Raw genomic sequence first — 16,619 nt, 5'->3', positions numbered from 1 at the left:
TACTAGCGAAAACAAAACCACCTGTAGTAGGTGTTCATCGGGTGGTCTGATGTGTCGATTTATTTTATCTACCGTTATCAGGTTCTAATAATTGAACTATCTCATCACATTCACGAGGTAAAGTATCACTGAAATGTCCGCTATCTACGTCCACAATACAGTACTCATTTTGCCCCTCTACTGTATTAACGAATAATAGCAATTGTCCCCTGAAAGAATAAAGTTGAGCATTGTTATTGAATAATATTTACTCTATCTCTTCAATAATTTGTTGTGCATTCATGTTGTTTCCTCCAATATGACAAATAAATAATACACGTTGGGAAACTGTGGTTCCGTTTGACACAATTGATAACAGTGAATATCAGCATCATCCCAAGACTCGAATATCTTCTCTTTTTCTACAACTTCTCTTGTAAATTTGAGATCGTCGTACTTAATTATGTCAACTTTCATCATTTCCCATCTCCGACCACTGTTTGGTTCTGAAATCGTATTCGTATATTGTTGATGGCGGCACTTCAGCAATGTACGCAGTATCGTTAAAGTGGGTTGTTGCCCACTGCTCGTCTTCATTCTTATACACGGACGTTTCAACAACACCCCAAAATCCCAATCCCAATTCTCCGTAGATTGAGTGGGTTTTTATAACTATTTCTTTGAGTTTTTCTATCATAATTGGGTGTCAATCTACTGACATTTCTCACATTATCACAATTACCAGAGCAATCCCATGAGCCGCAATATGGGCAATTAAGTTTCATTGTACTGATTCCTTATATTCTGATACTTCAAAATTCCAGTAATCATCTACGGCGTACTGACAGACCAGCTTCCTTGCTTCTTCTATCGATTCAGCACAAACTGGAACTATAGATATTTCACCCCAAAGGTAGAAATATTTAATGTAAAAGGTTTTCATTTTTCTACCCCGTACAATCGTTTAATAGTTTTCACGTATAATTCACAATCTTTTGCCAACTGTACTTTTGCATCCATTAATTCAGTCAGAAATTGCTCGCTGTTCTGTTTGTGATGGAACCATTTCAATGTACTATCTTCTACAATTTGAACGTAACAAAACAATAAAACTATAAGTTTTTCTAATTCTTTGAAATATTCTTCGTTTGTCATATATCAAATCAAATCACATCTGTCACCAAGAAAACCGAGTCTATCAGCTTCCTTTTCAAAGGATACCCAATTAAAGTTTGTGTTCGTGTAGTAACAGTCAACTATTTGTTTCATCTTATTCCAGTAAAACATTACCGCTTCCGGACTGAAGTAGTAGATAAATGGTGCGCGACAATTATTAGTTACACCGAAGATGAATGCCCGGTTTACTGCTGCATTCCCACTAGTACGTTGATTGGTAGCAGCAGCATATGCGCTTAGTTGCAATCCGTAACTAATCAATGGGTAGTAACGTTCGCCTTCACGGTTACTAGCATATGGATACTTCGCTTTGTTCCAAGTCTTGATATCACCAATGAACGATACTTGTTCATCAGCTACTACTTGATTGGTGGCGCGATTCACTAGCTTAGCACCGTTAATCGATGCCCACATATCCTTCGTACCAGCAAATCCATATCCATACTCGTTAACCCAGTACGTCTTTTTTTCTATCTCTATTGGTTGTATGAGGTTAACTACAGGTAATAGATTCTCAAAGCACTTGTATGATTCATCATTTGATGGTGTAGGTAATACCCGTTTCAACAGATAATCTTCAACGTAACCGTGCGCTTTTGTTCCTCTGTTGGCAGCAGTTGTAGTAATACGTTGTGCTTCTTCTTCACCTACAGATTTACGCCATGCAAACAATGCTTCTTTAGGTTTCACTTTATCAAGTAGCGAAGTTACTGATATCAGTTTGTATAAATTACCGTTATTATTTATTTCGTAATGTCTACCATTACCCGTATTAACTTGTTTAATATTAAAGTTATCGTACATATTGTTTATATAAAAATACTCTAGTCATTACATACTAACAACCAGAGTATCGTTTGTCTCCTGTATATATGTTTACTATTTATTAGATTTGATTAATTTAACAATATCATTCCATACCCAAGACATAAATGCATTAATGAATAATGCTCCAGTAATGTCTATGTTACCAATACCAAAGAATGAAGCTATAGTATTGTATATCCACATAGTTGGATAAGCCATTAAAAATACGAGAGCGAATGCTAACAATAACATCAAAAACGCGGATATGATTGTTATTGTCTTTTCACGAATATCTGAAGTAAAAAACTCTTTCATTTTTCTACCTATTTACGAAAGAATGACGAAACTATAGAAACAAGGGAAAGTAGAAGTATTGTTTGAGAGAAAGTCACTGAAGGTAATCCGAATACTGTTGGAATTACTGCATTCCAAGCGAGCATTGCGATATACGAAATCGTAGCAATAGAAATAGCCATAAAAGCAAGTGCGATAATACCAGCAATAATGTAACCAATTAATTTTTCCATTGTTCTATTTCCTATATATTTATAAAAAACTTTACGACTTATTGAAGAAGGGAACAGGGAACTAAAACCCTATCTTCTATAAGTTGCTCGTTTCAATTGAAGTTTAAATCCCCAGCCTTTACAGTCTGTTAAGAGTTCCCTGTTCCCTGTTGCCTTTTAATTATCCAACCCCATTACACAATAACCTTCCTCTAAGCCGAACTTACCACCGTGTAGAATGTATGTTATTCTTTTTTCTAACGTCCTACCCGTTGGTTTAAAGTTGTCGTTCTCATCTACCTCAATGAGATTTAGTAAGTCGCCCACTCTAAAGTCTCTATCGTTCTTTCATAACTCAAACATTTTCAATCCATCAAGTACTGCATTGAAATAAGGTTTCCATGTTTTCAAATCGTGAATTGTACAGAACATATAAATCTCCTTATAGTTGATAGAAAAATAGGGTGGCGATCCACCCTATACATTATCTAGAAGTTATCATCAGCAGATGATACTGGTAAATCATCAACTACGTTACCGTTATTGGAACTGCCGCCACCATTACCACCAGATTTACCAGAGCTGCCTATTACCTTACGGAAAGTCTTGACTTCTTTCACATCGAAGTCACAGTACGCTTTACCGTTGTATTCTCGTAATTGCATGACAACATCTACTTCAAAGCGAACTAAACTACCTTTACCAATCTTGGTTTTATCGCTACTTGGATTTTGTACTAGTGCAAATAATTTATCGGCACCATCTACACTGTTCCAGACGCTCAATGTAACCCATTGAGTCTGATTCTGATAGGAACCATCTTCTTGCTTTTTACTACCACCATTGGCAGCAACACTTAACTTCATAACACTACGACCATTATCTACAGTTTTAACTTCCGGATCTGACCCTAAGAATCCTTCAACCGTAAGAGCAAGACCACTTTGAGCAAACAAGTTGTAACGAACAGTGTTGTTAGTAGTCATAGTTCAAATACCTTTATATAAGTAATTAGCGAATACTGCGTTTATGTTCATCAAGTATAACACTATGATGAATGAAAATGGGAAGTGGGTGTTTTATAAGAAATAACCCCGTTCTATATCTTCAGGTTTCGTTGGTTCGTCAAACCATCTATGGTAGTTATCCGATAGTATGTGTTTTCCATTCCATGCATCTTCAAAAGTCATCCATTCACCTTTAGATTCAATCCAGAATAAGAAATCAGACATATAACAGCTATCACACCAATCCTCACCGGATACGATAATTTCATTAACTGAATGTAAATTAAATGTGCTAGATGTACACTCTTCGCCAGTTTTCACGTTCTTTAGTTTCATATATTTCTCCAAGCAATTAACTATTTACCCAATCGTAGTAGTCGTTCCAAAACCACAAACACTCGAAACAATAAGTTGGATAACCCAATACCTCAACGACTTCTGTTTGGAAGCATTCGATACGTTCATCTAAAGTTACTGGCATGAAAAACTCAATCGGGAAATTCCGACCATCTTCACGTTCCATTTCAAAATATTCAACGTTATTCTTCGTTCTCCAATCCATAACTATCGTGACAACCTCTCTGCGGATTTAATGTTCTCTTTTTCTATCTATTGTTCTGTTCTATCCTTACTGACAGATTCTCTGATATCTTGTCTGTAATCATCTCTACTCTTGGTTTCTATACCCTGTGTGTTGAGATTGTTCATATAGTTCAGTATCAGATAGATATAATAGCTGAACTCTAGCAAATAGGAAACAGAGTTATTCTTCTATATTGTCTTCTTCATCTTGTATGTAATCGAATGGATTATAACCAACGTCACCTATCAACTGAACATATTTATCAATAAACTCTTGGTCATCTGTGACAGTGATGATGTCGCCACCTTGTAAATCAACCTGTATATCACTGTGCTTTCCTAATACCTCACCGAAGTATATGGTTGTCTTGTACAGCCGCTTGACTTCTTCATCTGTAGAAACAAACATACCTGTTATAGTTCCCTTACGAGAAAATATAAACTCCATCTTATACAACTTACGCATTTTTTATCTCCACTATTACTTCATGGTATTTATGTTGTTCAACGAGCGCAACAACTCATTAATGTGAACTATATCCAGATCGTTTAATCTACTCATCGTCTTCATCCTCTACATCGTAATCACACTCATCGCAAACCCAATAACTACAGATGAAACCAGCTAACTCGTATACGTGCTCAAACATAATTCCACTACATATTGGACATTCACAATCATTCATTTTCTACCACTCTTAATTCCAAATCAAACGTTGCAACCAGTTTCCAGTCATCTTTATCATCATTTTCATCGTAAAATTCAAGTTTCCCATTCTCGAAGTCAACCATAGCCGACTTGAACTTACGACCAATGGGAAACTCACCTATCTGCTTGATGAGTGTGGGATTGTAGAAAAAGAATGCTGTATTGACAACTTCATCCCATCCGTCCCAAGTGAACAGTTGTTTTTCCATATTTTTTCTTTGTAGAAAAATGGGAGGTCGTTACCTCCCTGTTGTGGTGTGATTACATTGGTACTAATTCTTTGTTCTTAAGTGTGTTGATATCCGCCACTAATTTTCTACCGTGTTCCCGAAGTTGTTCTTCTGTAAATGTTGATAAATCTAGCGTCGAATACTCGTGATCGATACTTGCTAATTGTTTGTATTCTGTTAATTTACCGTTGAACATATCTATTAACTTAAGCAGTGCGGGGTCAACTCCTTTTTCTAAGAAGAACTTGATATGAGAAACTGCCTCATCTGCATTCCAAGTGTTCATTCCCTCCATTGTATTTGGAGGAATAATTGCTTCAAACTCTGCGAAATAAGGAATGCGAGGCGGTTTTGTATTACGAATAAGTTGTACATCCTTACCAGTCTTGGTTGTGAGTAAGCTGAATTCCAAAGATGCATCAACTTCGTATTCCAAGCCATCTTTGAACACTGGAGCTAGACCAACCTTCACAGCTTTGGTTTTTGTTTTACCTTGCCAGTCCGTGTACTCCTCCATGATTGTTTCTGATTTCACGCGACAAGTAACAATGACGTGCGCCGATTTGCTAGAAAAAAGTGTCTCTGTTGCTTTGCTAATCTTTGGAGTTACTTTTCCCCAAGCATCTTGAGTTTTAGCTTTGTTGCCACCAGTGATAAAGTTAACTTCATCAAGAGCGCCGCCAACACCCGACCAGAATTTAGATAAGGTATCGATAATAATAACACCACTCTCACCGACATATTTTTCAGCGTCTTTGAATGCGGTAACTAGATTATCTAAGCTGAATGGACTGTCAATTGGTAGAATGTCAAAATCAATTAAGTCGCAGCATAAAGAGCTTGTCTCATTCTCGGTATCAATTACCACTATTTTTTCAGAAGTGAGTAGTTTTGCCACTTCGAGAGCATTACGAGTCTTGCCAGCACCGGATAATCCGTAAAACAAAAGACGAGCTTTTTGTTTCTTTTTGCTAGCCTTACGAATAGATGATGCCATATTTTTCTCCTATTAACTGATACTGCCGATATAGCAGTAGTCAATCGCTAGTTACAAGAAAAGGTAGTAGCAATTGACTACTACCTTAAAATACAATTAGGCAAAAACTTATTACGCCGCCATTATCAGAGCACGCGAATCAAGAGACTTCTGGAATTCGCCGTATAAATAATCAATACTATACCGTGGGTCAAGATTAGCTCCAAACTTTCGACTATTAACATACGCATTGAATGCAGGTTGGTTGTTCAATAATGCGGCAGCTACAGAACATGGATTATGTAGCCAGGTATGTAGTAATCGTGGGTCAGTCACGATCTGCGCTCTGATACCGTTATCGCTGATGTGTAAGCTACCGAGTTCAGTGTAGAACGTCTTATTATGAGTTCTGGTACTCATGAAACGCTGTTCTTTCTTCACAATCGAACGTACATCTTGAGTTCTAGCCCATGTATGCTTGTTGTAGTAAGTTGTAAATGGAATTGGATGCTTTGTCCACTGACAATAGCTTACGATCATTTCATGAGCAAACTCGTTATCGGTAAGCAGTGTAGAAATAATGTTGATAGTTTTCATCGTACAACTCCAATATATAAATAATGTTTACGCTAATAATGAATCGACTGAGCCGAGGATAGTGAGTGCTGTTAACGCATTGTTCACTTGTTTTAAACGTTCCTCTAGTTCGTGTTTCTTCTTTGTAAGTAATTCTATCTTGCTATCTATGATAACATCGATTCCTCCAATGTCTACTGATGGAACAAGTACTTCATTCATTGTTTCTATCGTTGGTTGAAGTTCATAACCGTACTTTGTTAGTAATTCAATAATAGTACGATACGATATCTCGTACTTTCCGTATTTACTACGTTGAGTACAGCCTATCTCTTGAAAATGTTCCCAGTTGTTACGGAAGTAAAAATAAAGGTCGCTGTTAAACTTGTCACAATACTTGTTCACCAGTAGTGCAACTGTCTTCAACGTTGTGAGTTCCATGAGTTCACAATTTTCACCCCATCGTTCAGTTGTCTTTACTCTGAGGTCGTTCGTTATGCGTTCGATATTGAACTGAACTAAATTGTACGCTTGTTCTTCCGTTAGCGTCATACTATTTCTATCCAATTATTTTTTCTACCTCTACAGTTAATCCCATCTGCAACAACCGCACAGCATACAATTCAGCGTATGCCTGAAGATCGGTTGTCACAACGCTACGTCCAGTGAAGCAACTCTCAACGACGATAAGTTTACATTTCTCGGTGTCATACCCCATGACATCCATCAATACTGCTACCACCATACAACAAGGAACGCCAGTGTCCAGTAAAACTACGTTGAATATGGGTCGATCGCAAACAAAAGTATCTGGGATCATAGAAGATAAAGTAACCATAGTTGTACTCCAGAGATAATGTGGTATGTGGTAGAAAAATGTGGGCGGTTTTAGCTGTTCAAATAGTCGTATGATTCCCACATACGATCGCGACAATTGTACAAACGGTCGGGCGATTGATATTTTTTCCACTTGTAGTTGTAATTGATTTCATCAATCACATTTTTCCAATGTATCGGATATTCTGAATCTTCGTATTCATCGTCTTCGTTATCTGAGATTAATCCCATCAATGAAATATTGTATATTCTGTTCGCCAATTCTCTCCTTTCTCGTTTCCACTGTCGTAAAATATCCCCGAACGAATATTCTTTATCATCTTCGTACCAAGATTGAATAGCTGAAAAGATATAAGGAGACAACATTTCCTCTATCTCACGTATCTTGTTATACTTCACATCATTACTGATTGCTTTCATATTTAACTCCTGCTAACCTCAACGCCTCACTAAACACAAACTTACGCGCACCTGTACTACGCGCCACCGAACACACTTTTGCCAACCAATCATGATGCTGTAGTCTAGCCAGCACCAATTTTTCTTGTTCGTCGTAAAGAGCAATTTCGTTAAAACTCATATTGCTTTCACGTTGGCGAATCTGCCAATTGATATCATATAAAGTCTGTTCGCTCTGACGAACAATTGCTATCGCTTCGTCAATTGATACAGTAGGCGGTACATTATCCCAAGCAATAGATTCAATGGAATCAATATAAGGAACTTGAATTGACTTGTTAATTTGAGGTTTGGGTTGCAGTTTCATAATATCTCCTGTAGAAAAAGGCAGGAACCACCTGCCTCACACAATAAGTTTTTCAGATTTTAGGTACGACGTTTTGTTCGTTTAGCTGTAATTGGTTCAGTTTTTTTTGAATCAAGTTGTTCTTCTTCATCTGTCTCATCAGATTCATCCTCGCCGGATTCATTTTCGTTATCACTATTATCTACCTCACCGACAGGTAATTCATCTAGAGCGTCTGTTTTTTTATCCTCTGTTTTATCATCTTCATACTGTATGTTATCCAAGGTTTTCAGCAATTCATCCTGTCTGCCGCCCATATTTTTCTTACCCCAACCAAGGGATTTGTTAAATACAACAGTACTTATTATCCAGATGAACTCTATCCCTTCGTACTCAACAAACTTCTCATAGAAGTCATTACTGTTTTGAACTACTTCTGGGTACAAGCGCATAGCGGCAGCAACAATCAACTCTAGCATCGTTGCTAGGTCTTTGTCTGCTTCAAGAATTCCCTCTATGTATTGGACTGGTGGAATTCTTTTTCGATTATTTTTAACCGACGAACGTTTGACTGAGAGCAAACTCTCAAGCCAAGACTTTTCTATCTTTTTCCTTAAATCCGGATCTGGAATCAAAGCAAGTTGTTCTAATTGTTCTGATGAAAGGGTGAGTGGCATTTGTTCTTCAGGTTCGGAAACCATTATGTGTTATTCTCCTATTATATGATGTGAAATACTAAAGAAACTATCGGTGTTTTAAGCCTAGTAAGAAACCAGACCAACATATCTCTCATTTAGTTGCGTGAAAGGTTTCTGGTACGTGCGTTGCGTCCTGATATAGTGTAATAAGGTACACTTATCGTATTTTATTTTTGTTAACTCATACCAATTATAAACCTCGCATTCCAACTGTTTATATGAAATCCACAGAAGTATATCGAAATATGAGGTGTACCAATTATTTAATATATTGTTCATATTGCTGCGTCCTATGGATACAAAAAACATCATAACGGACTTAGCACCAATCGTAAGTGCCGCCATCTCAAGCAGCGTTACGTATTTGATAACTAAGTCTAATCACAAACAATCTCTCGCGGAAAAAGAATATGAATTCATCTCACAAGAGCGCGAACGTATAGAAAAAATGATAAATCAAGAAATCGAACAGCTTCGTGCTGATAAAATGAACTTGATATTAGACATCGCTTCTATACGTAAGAACCTAGAGGAACTAGATGCTCATGAGGAAGTATGTCAGCGTAAGCTAGTAGAAGCAAACCTTACGATTGCTCATCTCAAAGAGCAATTAGGACTTCGTAACCAGACGTAATTTAGATTGACTGCTTTAGACAGCAGTCTTATTTATAGTTAAGGTATGTAATTTTCCCATCTTTGAATGTTGCGATCTTAAGTGTTACCCATGTATTGATTTCCTCAATCGTAAGATTCATCAGTTGTGCAATATCATTACTGATGCTAAAAACATTAAGTTTTCTCAATTGTTTATATTTTATGAGTGTATCTTTCACCTCATCTTTGATTGGAATATTTAACCATTTTGAAATTGCCAACATTAATTCTATTGGTTTGCTATTGCTATTGCACCAAACACACCCTGGTGCATTGTACATTTTTTTTTCTACACTATAGTAACCAAAAGGTTTGAGCTTCTTACCTTTCCATTGTTCTACATATTTAGTAAAACCGAACTGACTAGATTTAACTTGAAATCCAATGTATCGATTATTGTACTTAACCACTACATCAACTTTGAGGTGACAATCCATAAGGCTACCAGACTCAGTTACCCATATTTTGTCTACTTCTAACAAGTTTAGTATTTTTGTAATAGTATTTATACTATCTTTCTCCTTCTTGAAATCGGAGTATCTTGTATTATACTCGTATTTTTTGTCTACCAAATCGAACATTTGTTCTTTACCAAGATAATCGAAAGGGGACATATCTTGAGTAATCGCAAATGTAACTATGGTGGCATTAGTATTTTTAGAAACGGTATTCATTGAAATTGTATCCTCAAAAGAAAAGGGAGCTTAGTTGCTCCCTTGTTGTTATATAAGTAAATGACTCTGGTTGACTCGTCTAACGTTAGTTTGGAAATTTAGTTAGCGGTGTTAGTGATTCTATATAACCCTCATCGTCTAATATTAATGCGTATAATTTATTGTCGCTTTCAATTATTAGAGACAAAGAGTTATTACCACTCATATAAATAGCTTTTGATAAATCGCTAGCGTATTGACGATGATTAATTTCAACTTGATTTAACAAGTCTTTCAGTTCTTCCTGACGTAGATATGTCTTTATGTATTTATCGATAATCTCTTGATTATTCATGCTACATTTTCCTCCAATTGAGAGTTAGAAAAAACAAACACCGTAACTGTATCCGGTAAATACTTGATAATTGGACGTATTTGCTTGTAAGTAAGTCCACCATAACCAATTCCCGGTGCTGGTAAAGCTACAAACTTATTAGGATTAACAACGCACCAATTTGCTAAATACTCAGTTGAGCGCTCAATAATGGTTAGATCGCTACCGTGTTTGTAGTGATCTTTTGTTTGAAATGCACCAATACCAAGTTGTTCGAGTATTATTACTCCATATGGTACTTTCAACCCTCGAATTACTTGACCAAATAATTGAGGTGCATCGGGGTATCGTTGTTTCATCTCTAGCGCTGAACCAGCACCCATAACGAGTTCTTCGCGATTGTTGAGAACTGCATTGGTGGTTGCTAGATATACATCAGCTTTCGCATCCCATAAGTTACCAATTTGAAGTTTCATTTTCTACCTATAGTGGGACACTGTTCATAGCGTAGTTGTGCTTCTCAATGAGTTGCATTGCGCTTGCGATCGCTTGCTCTTTATCTGTGTGTAATTTAGTTGTCTGAACCATCACATTCAGATACTTGATGAGAGCACACACTTTTTCTACCGGATACTGTACAAGTAAAATACTGTATCCATTACGAATACCATTAACTTCTACTTGTTCAAATACTGGTTCGCCTAGTTCCATAATTACCTCATTGTGGTAGAAAAAGGGGCACAAAACCCCTTATGTGTTAATTCAATTTATTGAGTAAAACTTTCACATCATTAATTAAAATCGGCGCTTTCAACGAGAGTAGTAAATCTATCTGTTCTGGTTCAGCTTCAATTCGATGAACGCGATACCACAGAAACAAGTATTCAAATTCATTCTGACTTATTTCACCAGAAATATATTGATTCATGAGTGAAGTAAAGTCACACAACCTGAGTGTGAGTTTAGTTGTCATGCGGCAACCTCCATTTCGTATTGTTCTTCTACTTCTTCTACATTGTTAGTCAATATCGCATGAAGCAATTCCATGAAAGCTTCATATGGATAATCGCGATCGTATACTCGTACAATTGTTTCTACCTGTTCTCGTGTGAATATATTATGTAAAATGTCGAGATATGTAACTAATGGTGTGCCAATGTTGTTATCGTCGTAATCTCGCAATATCTTCAACCACTCATACTGAACGTAGTTGGTATTTTCCATCCATAGAACACGGTTAAGTCCTACAGAACTATGACGTGTAATGAATTGAAGTACAGTACCTAGATTGTCACTACAAGACCAGAACCAATCGTATTGGAACGGATATGCAGTTAGATATTGTTCAACATCAGACAGAACCGATAACGCTTCTTCGGTATACATACTTACTCCTGAATGGTAGAAAAATGGAAGGGGCGATTTCTCACTCCTATTGTTTACCTATTGTTTTTCCATCTCTTTAATTTGTTCTAGCGTTATACAATTTGGCGGATTCATTTTTTCTTCCATATTTGTTAATAAGCTTTCGTTGAAATTAGGAAACACGATTTCCGGTTCAACTTCATAATATAATCTGTCTTTCGCGTATACACGACCACGATCGCCTTCTTCATCCACGTAATCGATGATAAACAACACGTTCGGAAATAATTTACCAAGTTCGTCAATAGCTATGTCTAGGTTGTACCAAGAAAACTTTTCTTCCGATACTAATTGTTCATCGCGTACTCTCCAATCAACATCATCAATAAGTCGCCGCAATTCCCAACCAATTGTTCGTATATCGGGAATTGAATAAACGTCGTCAATATATTCATCGCTGAAAGATATGTACCATTTACAATCAATACCCATATTATTGTTCTCCACTTTTATCGAAAACTACAAAAACATTCATCGTGATAATTGGTAACAAATACTTCATTGTTTCTACCAACTACTATTTCATGTACGCCAATAGCAATGATGACGTATTGGTCGTACAAGTCATACCAACTATCTCCAACATTCATACTATTTATCGCCTACCACTACCACGATAACAGCGCAATGATTGAACTACTTGTTTATTTATGAGAACGAACAACCACAATATCAATTCCATATATTCACCTCGTATAATTGATGTATATTTACCCCATTCACATTATGACAACTTCAAATACCTTAAAAGATGTAATTGATAGTAAAACGCCTGCATTTTTAATTACAGATGCATCTGAACAACTACTTCGCGATATTCAATCAATACTCAAGCTACCCATAACTGGCGTTTGTGATGAACTAACTAAACAAGCATTTAGTAAGTTCAAAAGTGATAGAAAAATGTCATATCCCTTAGCTATGGGTATTGACACAGCGAAAGCACTGTTGGAAATGGTAGAAAAAATAGGTGAAAACTATTTGTATCTCACCAGAACCGATCGTAAAGATTCATATGGTGCTGTTGTACTTAGACTTCAATATTTTAAGAATGGTGTAGCAATTGATGAGATAAATTGTTGCTCTGGTCAACCAAGTAAACAATTCTTCCGTACAGGTCGTGACAGCAAAACTGGTAGTATGGAACCGTTACCCGAAGGACGTTGGCGTATTGGTACTATTAAATGGGCAAACGGTAAGGACAACTGGAACGCATCTCAAGGTGCGGGGCTTGGTGCAATGTCCATACCTTTTAAATACGATGCGCCAGGAACCACCGCACGTTCGGCAATTGAAGGTCATCTCGATGCAAACAGAAGTGGCGGCGCTCCAGGAACTGCTGGGTGTACAGGTTTTTACACGGTGGAAGATTCCAAAAAAGTTGTATCTTGGTTGCGCGATACAGACCCGAAATTCCTATACGTCAACTGGAACCTTGGTACCTGCCCACCAGTGGGAAAGTAACAACCACATCCTCGAAATTACCGGAATGTGGTGTTGAATTGATAAAGTTGTTTGAATCTTGTTTTCTATCAGCATACCCAGATCCTTTATCAGGTAATCTCCCAATAACAATCGGTTTCGGCGCAACAGTCAAACTTAACGGACAACCTTGGAAACTAGGCGATCGCATCACTCAAGATGAAGCCGAACACCTACTGAATCATCAATTATCTACCAGTTATCTACCAACAATTGCCGCTACAGTTCCATTTTGGAATGAGATGAACGATAACCAGCGTGGTGCGTTACTCAGTTTTTGTTACAATCTTGGGCAGTTCATGAAAGGTGGCAATTTTGACACCTTACGATCTGCATTACATGAGAAACGCTGGTCTGACATACCTAAAATATTGTTGATGTACCGTAATCCAGACAGTCGTGTAGAACTAGGATTAAAGCGCCGCCGTTATACAGAAGGTCTTGTATGGACAGGTGTTAATGTTCAAATTGCATTCTCTCGCGCACAACGAGAAGTTGCTATCTGAATTATGTCGTAAATTGCGATCGCTAACTCGTACTCGCACATTAAAAGAGCTACTTCGTTCATTAGAAGTAGCTCATCTTTTTGTTCCTTTGTCATTACCCCTCACTCAAACATCTAATGATTTCTTTACTATGGTATTCCCAAGGTTGTTCTTCTTTATCGAGACGGATACATTACCACCAACCCTAATTAGAACCCATCTTTTCAACTTGATACAGTCGATCGAAACGATTGAACTTCAAAACTGGATGAATTACCACTTTTTTCTAACAAATTTACCAATGATTGTTCGTTAATTGGTTCACTATCAACCTCAAAATCGTCATAGTAATTATACTCGTTAGATGTTTTGTCAATCGAATTTAGCCATTTCTCGGCTTCTTCTTTTGAAAAAAATATTTCACTAATCACATTGTTGGATTCATGATGAACAATGCCCAGTACAAACCACGCTCTCATTCTTCTACTATTCCTTCTCTAATTTGACTCGGTAAAAATTCCCAAACATAATTATCTACCAATCTTTGATACAAATACAACCCAGGTACAGCTTGTTTTTCCGTCAAGACTATCCAAACCATTTAAATCTTGTATTTACTTCAATTGTTTCCATTTACTTTCACTCTCTTCTTAACAATTTTTACAGGATATTCTGGTTGATTCTGTCTATAGATAGATAAAGTTTCTTTCGCATCTCTCTTACTATATTCACAACATACTTCTTCCCAACCGTACAAAAAACCTGTATACTGCATGATTTTATACTCGTCTTTTGTCTTTCTAACGTACACAATGTTTGCCTCCATTTTTATTGTAGATACACCCCGTTCATCTTGTCTTATTACATATGTTCGTTAACGTAGCTTCTGATGAGTTTGTTTAACTCATCCTTTGGTGATTTTTGTTTCTCATCGCACAAAGATATAAACAGTTGATACTCAAGAGAGTTAATTTCAAAGCGAACGAGTGTTTCTTCAGTGTTTTTACGCATAGGATAGATGTGCTGTAATAAGATTTAATAGCAGTTACAAGAGCTATGCTAGCAATAGTTTTTTTTCGCTGATAGAATTTAATAAGTTTTTAACAACTTTATACTACTCTTATAAGTATATGAAGAATAGATAAACTACTCTTCATCATTATCTGATGGTTCTTGTCCTGGAATTTGTTCAGTTACAGCGTAAGGATCGTCAATCATATAGTTCCTAATTAATATACAATGGTAGAAAAAGGTGCCGTGTGCTACAGCACCTCAATGAGGTCTTGTATTTTTGATACTAGCGTATTATTCGTTTTCGTCAATACTGAAAGGTACTGTATGACATCCGTAGGGACATAAATGAGCATCGCTCATATTGGAACAACTACGTTGTTCGGAAGTAAAGTTCCATATGAATTCACTCAATTCAGTGAATTCTTCAGTGCTCGTTTTGTGCCAGTTTACAACTAAACTCATGTCATCATGCCCTAACATTTCGCTGTAAACTTGCTCGTCAAAATAACTGGTTGGACAAACTGGATGTTCATCACATTCGTCACCAATTAATATTGAAAGTTGATTGTGTTTTTCTAACGTCAATCTATATGTAATTATTTCAGCAGCTATTATTCGTAGCTGTTCTACATCCATATCTCTAATTTGCTTGCGAACATTATCGTAAGCTTCTTGAGAATGCGACCATTCATATATAGCCATGTTAAACTCCAATGTAAAGTGATAGAAAATAAAAGCACTCAACCATATATACGATTGAGTGCAACGAACACCTTATTCACTTGTTGTTGAACGTTATTTATGCAAGTAGTGGTACACAACAAAGACCTGCTAAACCGAACGCTACAAACACCCATATACCTTGCGGCAATACGATGCCCATAGCTGCTAGCATAATTTGTAGAAAAAATGTAAGCAGGTAAAACAGTGTTGCCATTACAATAAATCCGACAATCAATACTACTAGTTTCACAAAGTTATCCAAAAATGGTCGATACAGTCATAACACAGAAAACAGTTGGGCGCTCGTTTTGTGTAGCAATTTATACTTAAAAATTACTGCTTTGCTATTTTCCTACCTCTTGCTGTAAATCGAATGGAAACAAATCTTGTAGATTCCGCACTGGTAATTGTTCGTGCGTCCAGCATTCAAACGGCGGTTCTTTTGGTTCATCTATTGATTGGAAAGTCAAGACCGTCTCAATTTTTTTTGTTGGGATATATTTGTTCTCGTCATATCCCCACTCAATATTATGCTGGTCTTGAATGTCTATCAATTTGACACGATGAACTAACCATTTATTTTCTCCAGTGCGGTATGATGGCATATAGTAATACACTTGGTCGTCAAATTTGTCTAAAATTCTTTTGTCGTACAGTCGAGTATTTTCGTTTTCCCATGCTAGACATTCCAACTCGTCCGAAAACTCCCGACCATCGAAACTGACATATTTCACTTCCATTTCTACAATCCTTTGCTCTCATTATTTGAACTTTGTGGTAGTAAGTCCTAAATACAAGTTACTACCTTTATATTTATAGCGCATACTGTTTTTTAATGATGATATTGAACACATTATTCAATTCATTACGTCAATACCAGGTTCATTAATACTTAACAACAAACCTCCTTGTATCTTTGGTAGATGATGATTAGTTCATCAACACTATACTCATCTGGTTCTATCGAACATACACTATTAACGAATATTTGTGTTTCGTTGATATAGTCAACCGTAAATAA

The 16,619-nt window shown here is 36.8% G+C and carries 36 protein-coding genes and 1 pseudogene; 3 read left to right on the top strand and 34 right to left on the bottom strand.

Translation table 11 applies throughout. The features are described from left to right. Positions 1–279: 279 nt before the first annotated feature. The 20 genes and pseudogenes from ACKTT2_RS44710 to ACKTT2_RS44615 all read right to left on the bottom strand — a co-directional run bounded on the left by ACKTT2_RS44710 (position 280) and on the right by ACKTT2_RS44615 (position 8,831). Positions 280–459, bottom strand: coding sequence for a hypothetical protein (locus tag ACKTT2_RS44710; RefSeq protein WP_407898831.1), 180 nt, complete (start codon positions 457–459; stop codon positions 280–282). Further along, positions 446–676 (bottom strand): hypothetical protein, encoded by a 231-nt coding sequence (locus tag ACKTT2_RS44705; RefSeq protein WP_407898829.1) that lies wholly within the window; start codon positions 674–676, stop codon positions 446–448. Before ACKTT2_RS44705 ends, ACKTT2_RS44710 begins: the two co-directional genes overlap by 14 nt. 84 nt (positions 677–760) lie before the next feature. Beyond that, the gene (locus tag ACKTT2_RS44700; protein WP_407898827.1) at positions 761–922 is read right to left on the bottom strand and encodes a hypothetical protein; all 162 of its coding nucleotides are present in this window, start codon (positions 920–922) and stop codon (positions 761–763) included. Continuing rightward, positions 919–1,134 carry a hypothetical protein gene (locus tag ACKTT2_RS44695; protein ID WP_407898825.1) on the bottom strand — a complete coding sequence of 72 codons (216 nt, stop codon included), beginning with the start codon at positions 1,132–1,134 and terminating at the stop codon, positions 919–921. Before ACKTT2_RS44695 ends, ACKTT2_RS44700 begins: the two co-directional genes overlap by 4 nt. Before the next feature lie 3 nt (positions 1,135–1,137). Further along, positions 1,138–1,959 carry a hypothetical protein gene (locus ACKTT2_RS44690; RefSeq protein ID WP_407898823.1) on the bottom strand — a complete coding sequence of 274 codons (822 nt, stop codon included), beginning with the start codon at positions 1,957–1,959 and terminating at the stop codon, positions 1,138–1,140. 75 nt (positions 1,960–2,034) lie between these two features. Then, positions 2,035–2,277, bottom strand: a complete 243-nt coding sequence (locus ACKTT2_RS44685; RefSeq protein ID WP_407898821.1) for a hypothetical protein — start codon at positions 2,275–2,277, stop codon at positions 2,035–2,037. An 8-nt stretch (positions 2,278–2,285) separates the two neighbouring features. Then, positions 2,286–2,489, bottom strand: a complete 204-nt coding sequence (locus ACKTT2_RS44680; protein ID WP_407898819.1) for a hypothetical protein — start codon at positions 2,487–2,489, stop codon at positions 2,286–2,288. A gap of 156 nt (positions 2,490–2,645) precedes the next feature. After that, positions 2,646–2,804: pseudogene (locus ACKTT2_RS44675) on the bottom strand (DUF3850 domain-containing protein); the annotation flags it as partial. A 152-nt stretch (positions 2,805–2,956) separates the two neighbouring features. Beyond that, positions 2,957–3,454 (bottom strand): single-stranded DNA-binding protein, encoded by a 498-nt coding sequence (locus tag ACKTT2_RS44670; RefSeq protein ID WP_407898817.1) that lies wholly within the window; start codon positions 3,452–3,454, stop codon positions 2,957–2,959. A 93-nt stretch (positions 3,455–3,547) separates the two neighbouring features. Beyond that, complete coding sequence (locus ACKTT2_RS44665; RefSeq protein ID WP_407898815.1) at positions 3,548–3,700, bottom strand: hypothetical protein; 153 nt, start codon at positions 3,698–3,700, stop codon at positions 3,548–3,550. Positions 3,701–3,827: 127 nt separating this feature from the next. Further along, positions 3,828–3,998, bottom strand: coding sequence for a hypothetical protein (locus ACKTT2_RS44660; RefSeq protein ID WP_407898813.1), 171 nt, complete (start codon positions 3,996–3,998; stop codon positions 3,828–3,830). Positions 3,999–4,238: 240 nt separating this feature from the next. After that, the gene (locus ACKTT2_RS44655) at positions 4,239–4,523 is read right to left on the bottom strand and encodes a hypothetical protein (RefSeq protein WP_407898811.1); all 285 of its coding nucleotides are present in this window, start codon (positions 4,521–4,523) and stop codon (positions 4,239–4,241) included. Positions 4,524–4,735: 212 nt separating this feature from the next. Beyond that, a complete protein-coding gene (locus ACKTT2_RS44650) occupies positions 4,736–4,975 on the bottom strand; it encodes a hypothetical protein (RefSeq protein ID WP_407898809.1) in 240 nt (79 codons plus the stop codon). A gap of 52 nt (positions 4,976–5,027) precedes the next feature. Further along, positions 5,028–5,993 carry an AAA family ATPase gene (locus tag ACKTT2_RS44645; RefSeq protein ID WP_407898807.1) on the bottom strand — a complete coding sequence of 322 codons (966 nt, stop codon included), beginning with the start codon at positions 5,991–5,993 and terminating at the stop codon, positions 5,028–5,030. Positions 5,994–6,104: 111 nt separating this feature from the next. After that, positions 6,105–6,512 carry a hypothetical protein gene (locus ACKTT2_RS44640; RefSeq protein ID WP_407898805.1) on the bottom strand — a complete coding sequence of 136 codons (408 nt, stop codon included), beginning with the start codon at positions 6,510–6,512 and terminating at the stop codon, positions 6,105–6,107. 84 nt (positions 6,513–6,596) lie between these two features. Continuing rightward, a complete protein-coding gene (locus ACKTT2_RS44635; protein ID WP_407898803.1) occupies positions 6,597–7,100 on the bottom strand; it encodes a hypothetical protein in 504 nt (167 codons plus the stop codon). Positions 7,101–7,107: 7 nt separating this feature from the next. Next, the gene (locus ACKTT2_RS44630) at positions 7,108–7,386 is read right to left on the bottom strand and encodes a hypothetical protein (protein WP_407898801.1); all 279 of its coding nucleotides are present in this window, start codon (positions 7,384–7,386) and stop codon (positions 7,108–7,110) included. A gap of 50 nt (positions 7,387–7,436) precedes the next feature. Further along, positions 7,437–7,805, bottom strand: a complete 369-nt coding sequence (locus ACKTT2_RS44625; protein ID WP_407898799.1) for a hypothetical protein — start codon at positions 7,803–7,805, stop codon at positions 7,437–7,439. Next, a complete protein-coding gene (locus ACKTT2_RS44620) occupies positions 7,789–8,151 on the bottom strand; it encodes a hypothetical protein (RefSeq protein ID WP_407898797.1) in 363 nt (120 codons plus the stop codon). Before ACKTT2_RS44620 ends, ACKTT2_RS44625 begins: the two co-directional genes overlap by 17 nt. 59 nt (positions 8,152–8,210) lie before the next feature. Beyond that, entirely contained in the window at positions 8,211–8,831 is a 621-nt protein-coding gene (locus ACKTT2_RS44615) for a hypothetical protein (protein ID WP_407898795.1), read from the bottom strand. A 361-nt stretch (positions 8,832–9,192) separates the two neighbouring features. On the opposite strand from ACKTT2_RS44615, the gene ACKTT2_RS44610 reads away from it, so the two are divergent. Next, positions 9,193–9,462 (top strand): hypothetical protein, encoded by a 270-nt coding sequence (locus tag ACKTT2_RS44610; RefSeq protein WP_407898793.1) that lies wholly within the window; start codon positions 9,193–9,195, stop codon positions 9,460–9,462. A 28-nt stretch (positions 9,463–9,490) separates the two neighbouring features. On the opposite strand, the gene ACKTT2_RS44605 is transcribed toward ACKTT2_RS44610, so the two are convergent. The 8 genes from ACKTT2_RS44605 to ACKTT2_RS44570 form a co-directional block, all read right to left on the bottom strand. Beyond that, positions 9,491–10,156 (bottom strand): hypothetical protein, encoded by a 666-nt coding sequence (locus ACKTT2_RS44605; protein WP_407898791.1) that lies wholly within the window; start codon positions 10,154–10,156, stop codon positions 9,491–9,493. An 85-nt stretch (positions 10,157–10,241) separates the two neighbouring features. Beyond that, the gene (locus ACKTT2_RS44600; RefSeq protein ID WP_407898789.1) at positions 10,242–10,490 is read right to left on the bottom strand and encodes a hypothetical protein; all 249 of its coding nucleotides are present in this window, start codon (positions 10,488–10,490) and stop codon (positions 10,242–10,244) included. Next, positions 10,487–10,945, bottom strand: coding sequence for a macro domain-containing protein (locus ACKTT2_RS44595; RefSeq protein ID WP_407898787.1), 459 nt, complete (start codon positions 10,943–10,945; stop codon positions 10,487–10,489). Before ACKTT2_RS44595 ends, ACKTT2_RS44600 begins: the two co-directional genes overlap by 4 nt. A gap of 7 nt (positions 10,946–10,952) precedes the next feature. Continuing rightward, positions 10,953–11,180: a hypothetical protein gene (locus ACKTT2_RS44590; protein ID WP_407898785.1), complete on the bottom strand. Its 228-nt coding sequence runs from the start codon at positions 11,178–11,180 to the stop codon at positions 10,953–10,955. 46 nt (positions 11,181–11,226) lie between these two features. Continuing rightward, positions 11,227–11,442: a hypothetical protein gene (locus ACKTT2_RS44585; RefSeq protein ID WP_407898783.1), complete on the bottom strand. Its 216-nt coding sequence runs from the start codon at positions 11,440–11,442 to the stop codon at positions 11,227–11,229. After that, on the bottom strand, positions 11,439–11,855 hold the full coding sequence (locus tag ACKTT2_RS44580; RefSeq protein ID WP_407898781.1) for a hypothetical protein: 417 nt from the start codon (positions 11,853–11,855) through the stop codon (positions 11,439–11,441). Before ACKTT2_RS44580 ends, ACKTT2_RS44585 begins: the two co-directional genes overlap by 4 nt. Positions 11,856–11,912: 57 nt before the next feature. Then, positions 11,913–12,326, bottom strand: a complete 414-nt coding sequence (locus tag ACKTT2_RS44575; RefSeq protein ID WP_407898779.1) for a hypothetical protein — start codon at positions 12,324–12,326, stop codon at positions 11,913–11,915. 17 nt (positions 12,327–12,343) lie between these two features. Continuing rightward, a complete protein-coding gene (locus ACKTT2_RS44570; protein ID WP_407898777.1) occupies positions 12,344–12,484 on the bottom strand; it encodes a hypothetical protein in 141 nt (46 codons plus the stop codon). A 136-nt stretch (positions 12,485–12,620) separates the two neighbouring features. Between ACKTT2_RS44570 and ACKTT2_RS44565 the strand changes: the two genes are divergently transcribed. Further along, a complete protein-coding gene (locus ACKTT2_RS44565) occupies positions 12,621–13,358 on the top strand; it encodes a hypothetical protein (RefSeq protein ID WP_407898775.1) in 738 nt (245 codons plus the stop codon). A 47-nt stretch (positions 13,359–13,405) separates the two neighbouring features. Next, positions 13,406–13,882 carry a lysozyme gene (locus ACKTT2_RS44560; RefSeq protein WP_407898773.1) on the top strand — a complete coding sequence of 159 codons (477 nt, stop codon included), beginning with the start codon at positions 13,406–13,408 and terminating at the stop codon, positions 13,880–13,882. Between the two features lie 203 nt (positions 13,883–14,085). Here ACKTT2_RS44560 and ACKTT2_RS44555 read toward each other — a convergent pair whose 3' ends face one another. The 6 genes from ACKTT2_RS44555 to ACKTT2_RS44530 all read right to left on the bottom strand — a co-directional run bounded on the left by ACKTT2_RS44555 (position 14,086) and on the right by ACKTT2_RS44530 (position 16,338). Continuing rightward, a complete protein-coding gene (locus tag ACKTT2_RS44555; RefSeq protein ID WP_407898771.1) occupies positions 14,086–14,340 on the bottom strand; it encodes a hypothetical protein in 255 nt (84 codons plus the stop codon). Continuing rightward, a complete protein-coding gene (locus tag ACKTT2_RS44550; RefSeq protein WP_407898769.1) occupies positions 14,337–14,462 on the bottom strand; it encodes a hypothetical protein in 126 nt (41 codons plus the stop codon). Before ACKTT2_RS44550 ends, ACKTT2_RS44555 begins: the two co-directional genes overlap by 4 nt. Positions 14,463–14,722: 260 nt before the next feature. Then, entirely contained in the window at positions 14,723–14,872 is a 150-nt protein-coding gene (locus ACKTT2_RS44545) for a hypothetical protein (protein WP_407898767.1), read from the bottom strand. A 294-nt stretch (positions 14,873–15,166) separates the two neighbouring features. Further along, positions 15,167–15,577: a hypothetical protein gene (locus ACKTT2_RS44540; protein WP_407898765.1), complete on the bottom strand. Its 411-nt coding sequence runs from the start codon at positions 15,575–15,577 to the stop codon at positions 15,167–15,169. A gap of 97 nt (positions 15,578–15,674) precedes the next feature. After that, complete coding sequence (locus tag ACKTT2_RS44535) at positions 15,675–15,848, bottom strand: hypothetical protein (RefSeq protein ID WP_407898763.1); 174 nt, start codon at positions 15,846–15,848, stop codon at positions 15,675–15,677. Between the two features lie 94 nt (positions 15,849–15,942). Further along, on the bottom strand, positions 15,943–16,338 hold the full coding sequence (locus tag ACKTT2_RS44530) for a hypothetical protein (protein ID WP_407898761.1): 396 nt from the start codon (positions 16,336–16,338) through the stop codon (positions 15,943–15,945). Positions 16,339–16,619: the final 281 nt, after the last annotated feature.

It is taken from the genome of Scytonema hankhaensis NUACC26, assembly GCF_045865695.1.
Lineage (GTDB): Bacteria > Cyanobacteriota > Cyanobacteriia > Cyanobacteriales > Nostocaceae > Scytonema.
Note: the sequence above shows the minus strand (reverse complement) of the source record. Positions and strands in the feature narration are given on the sequence as shown.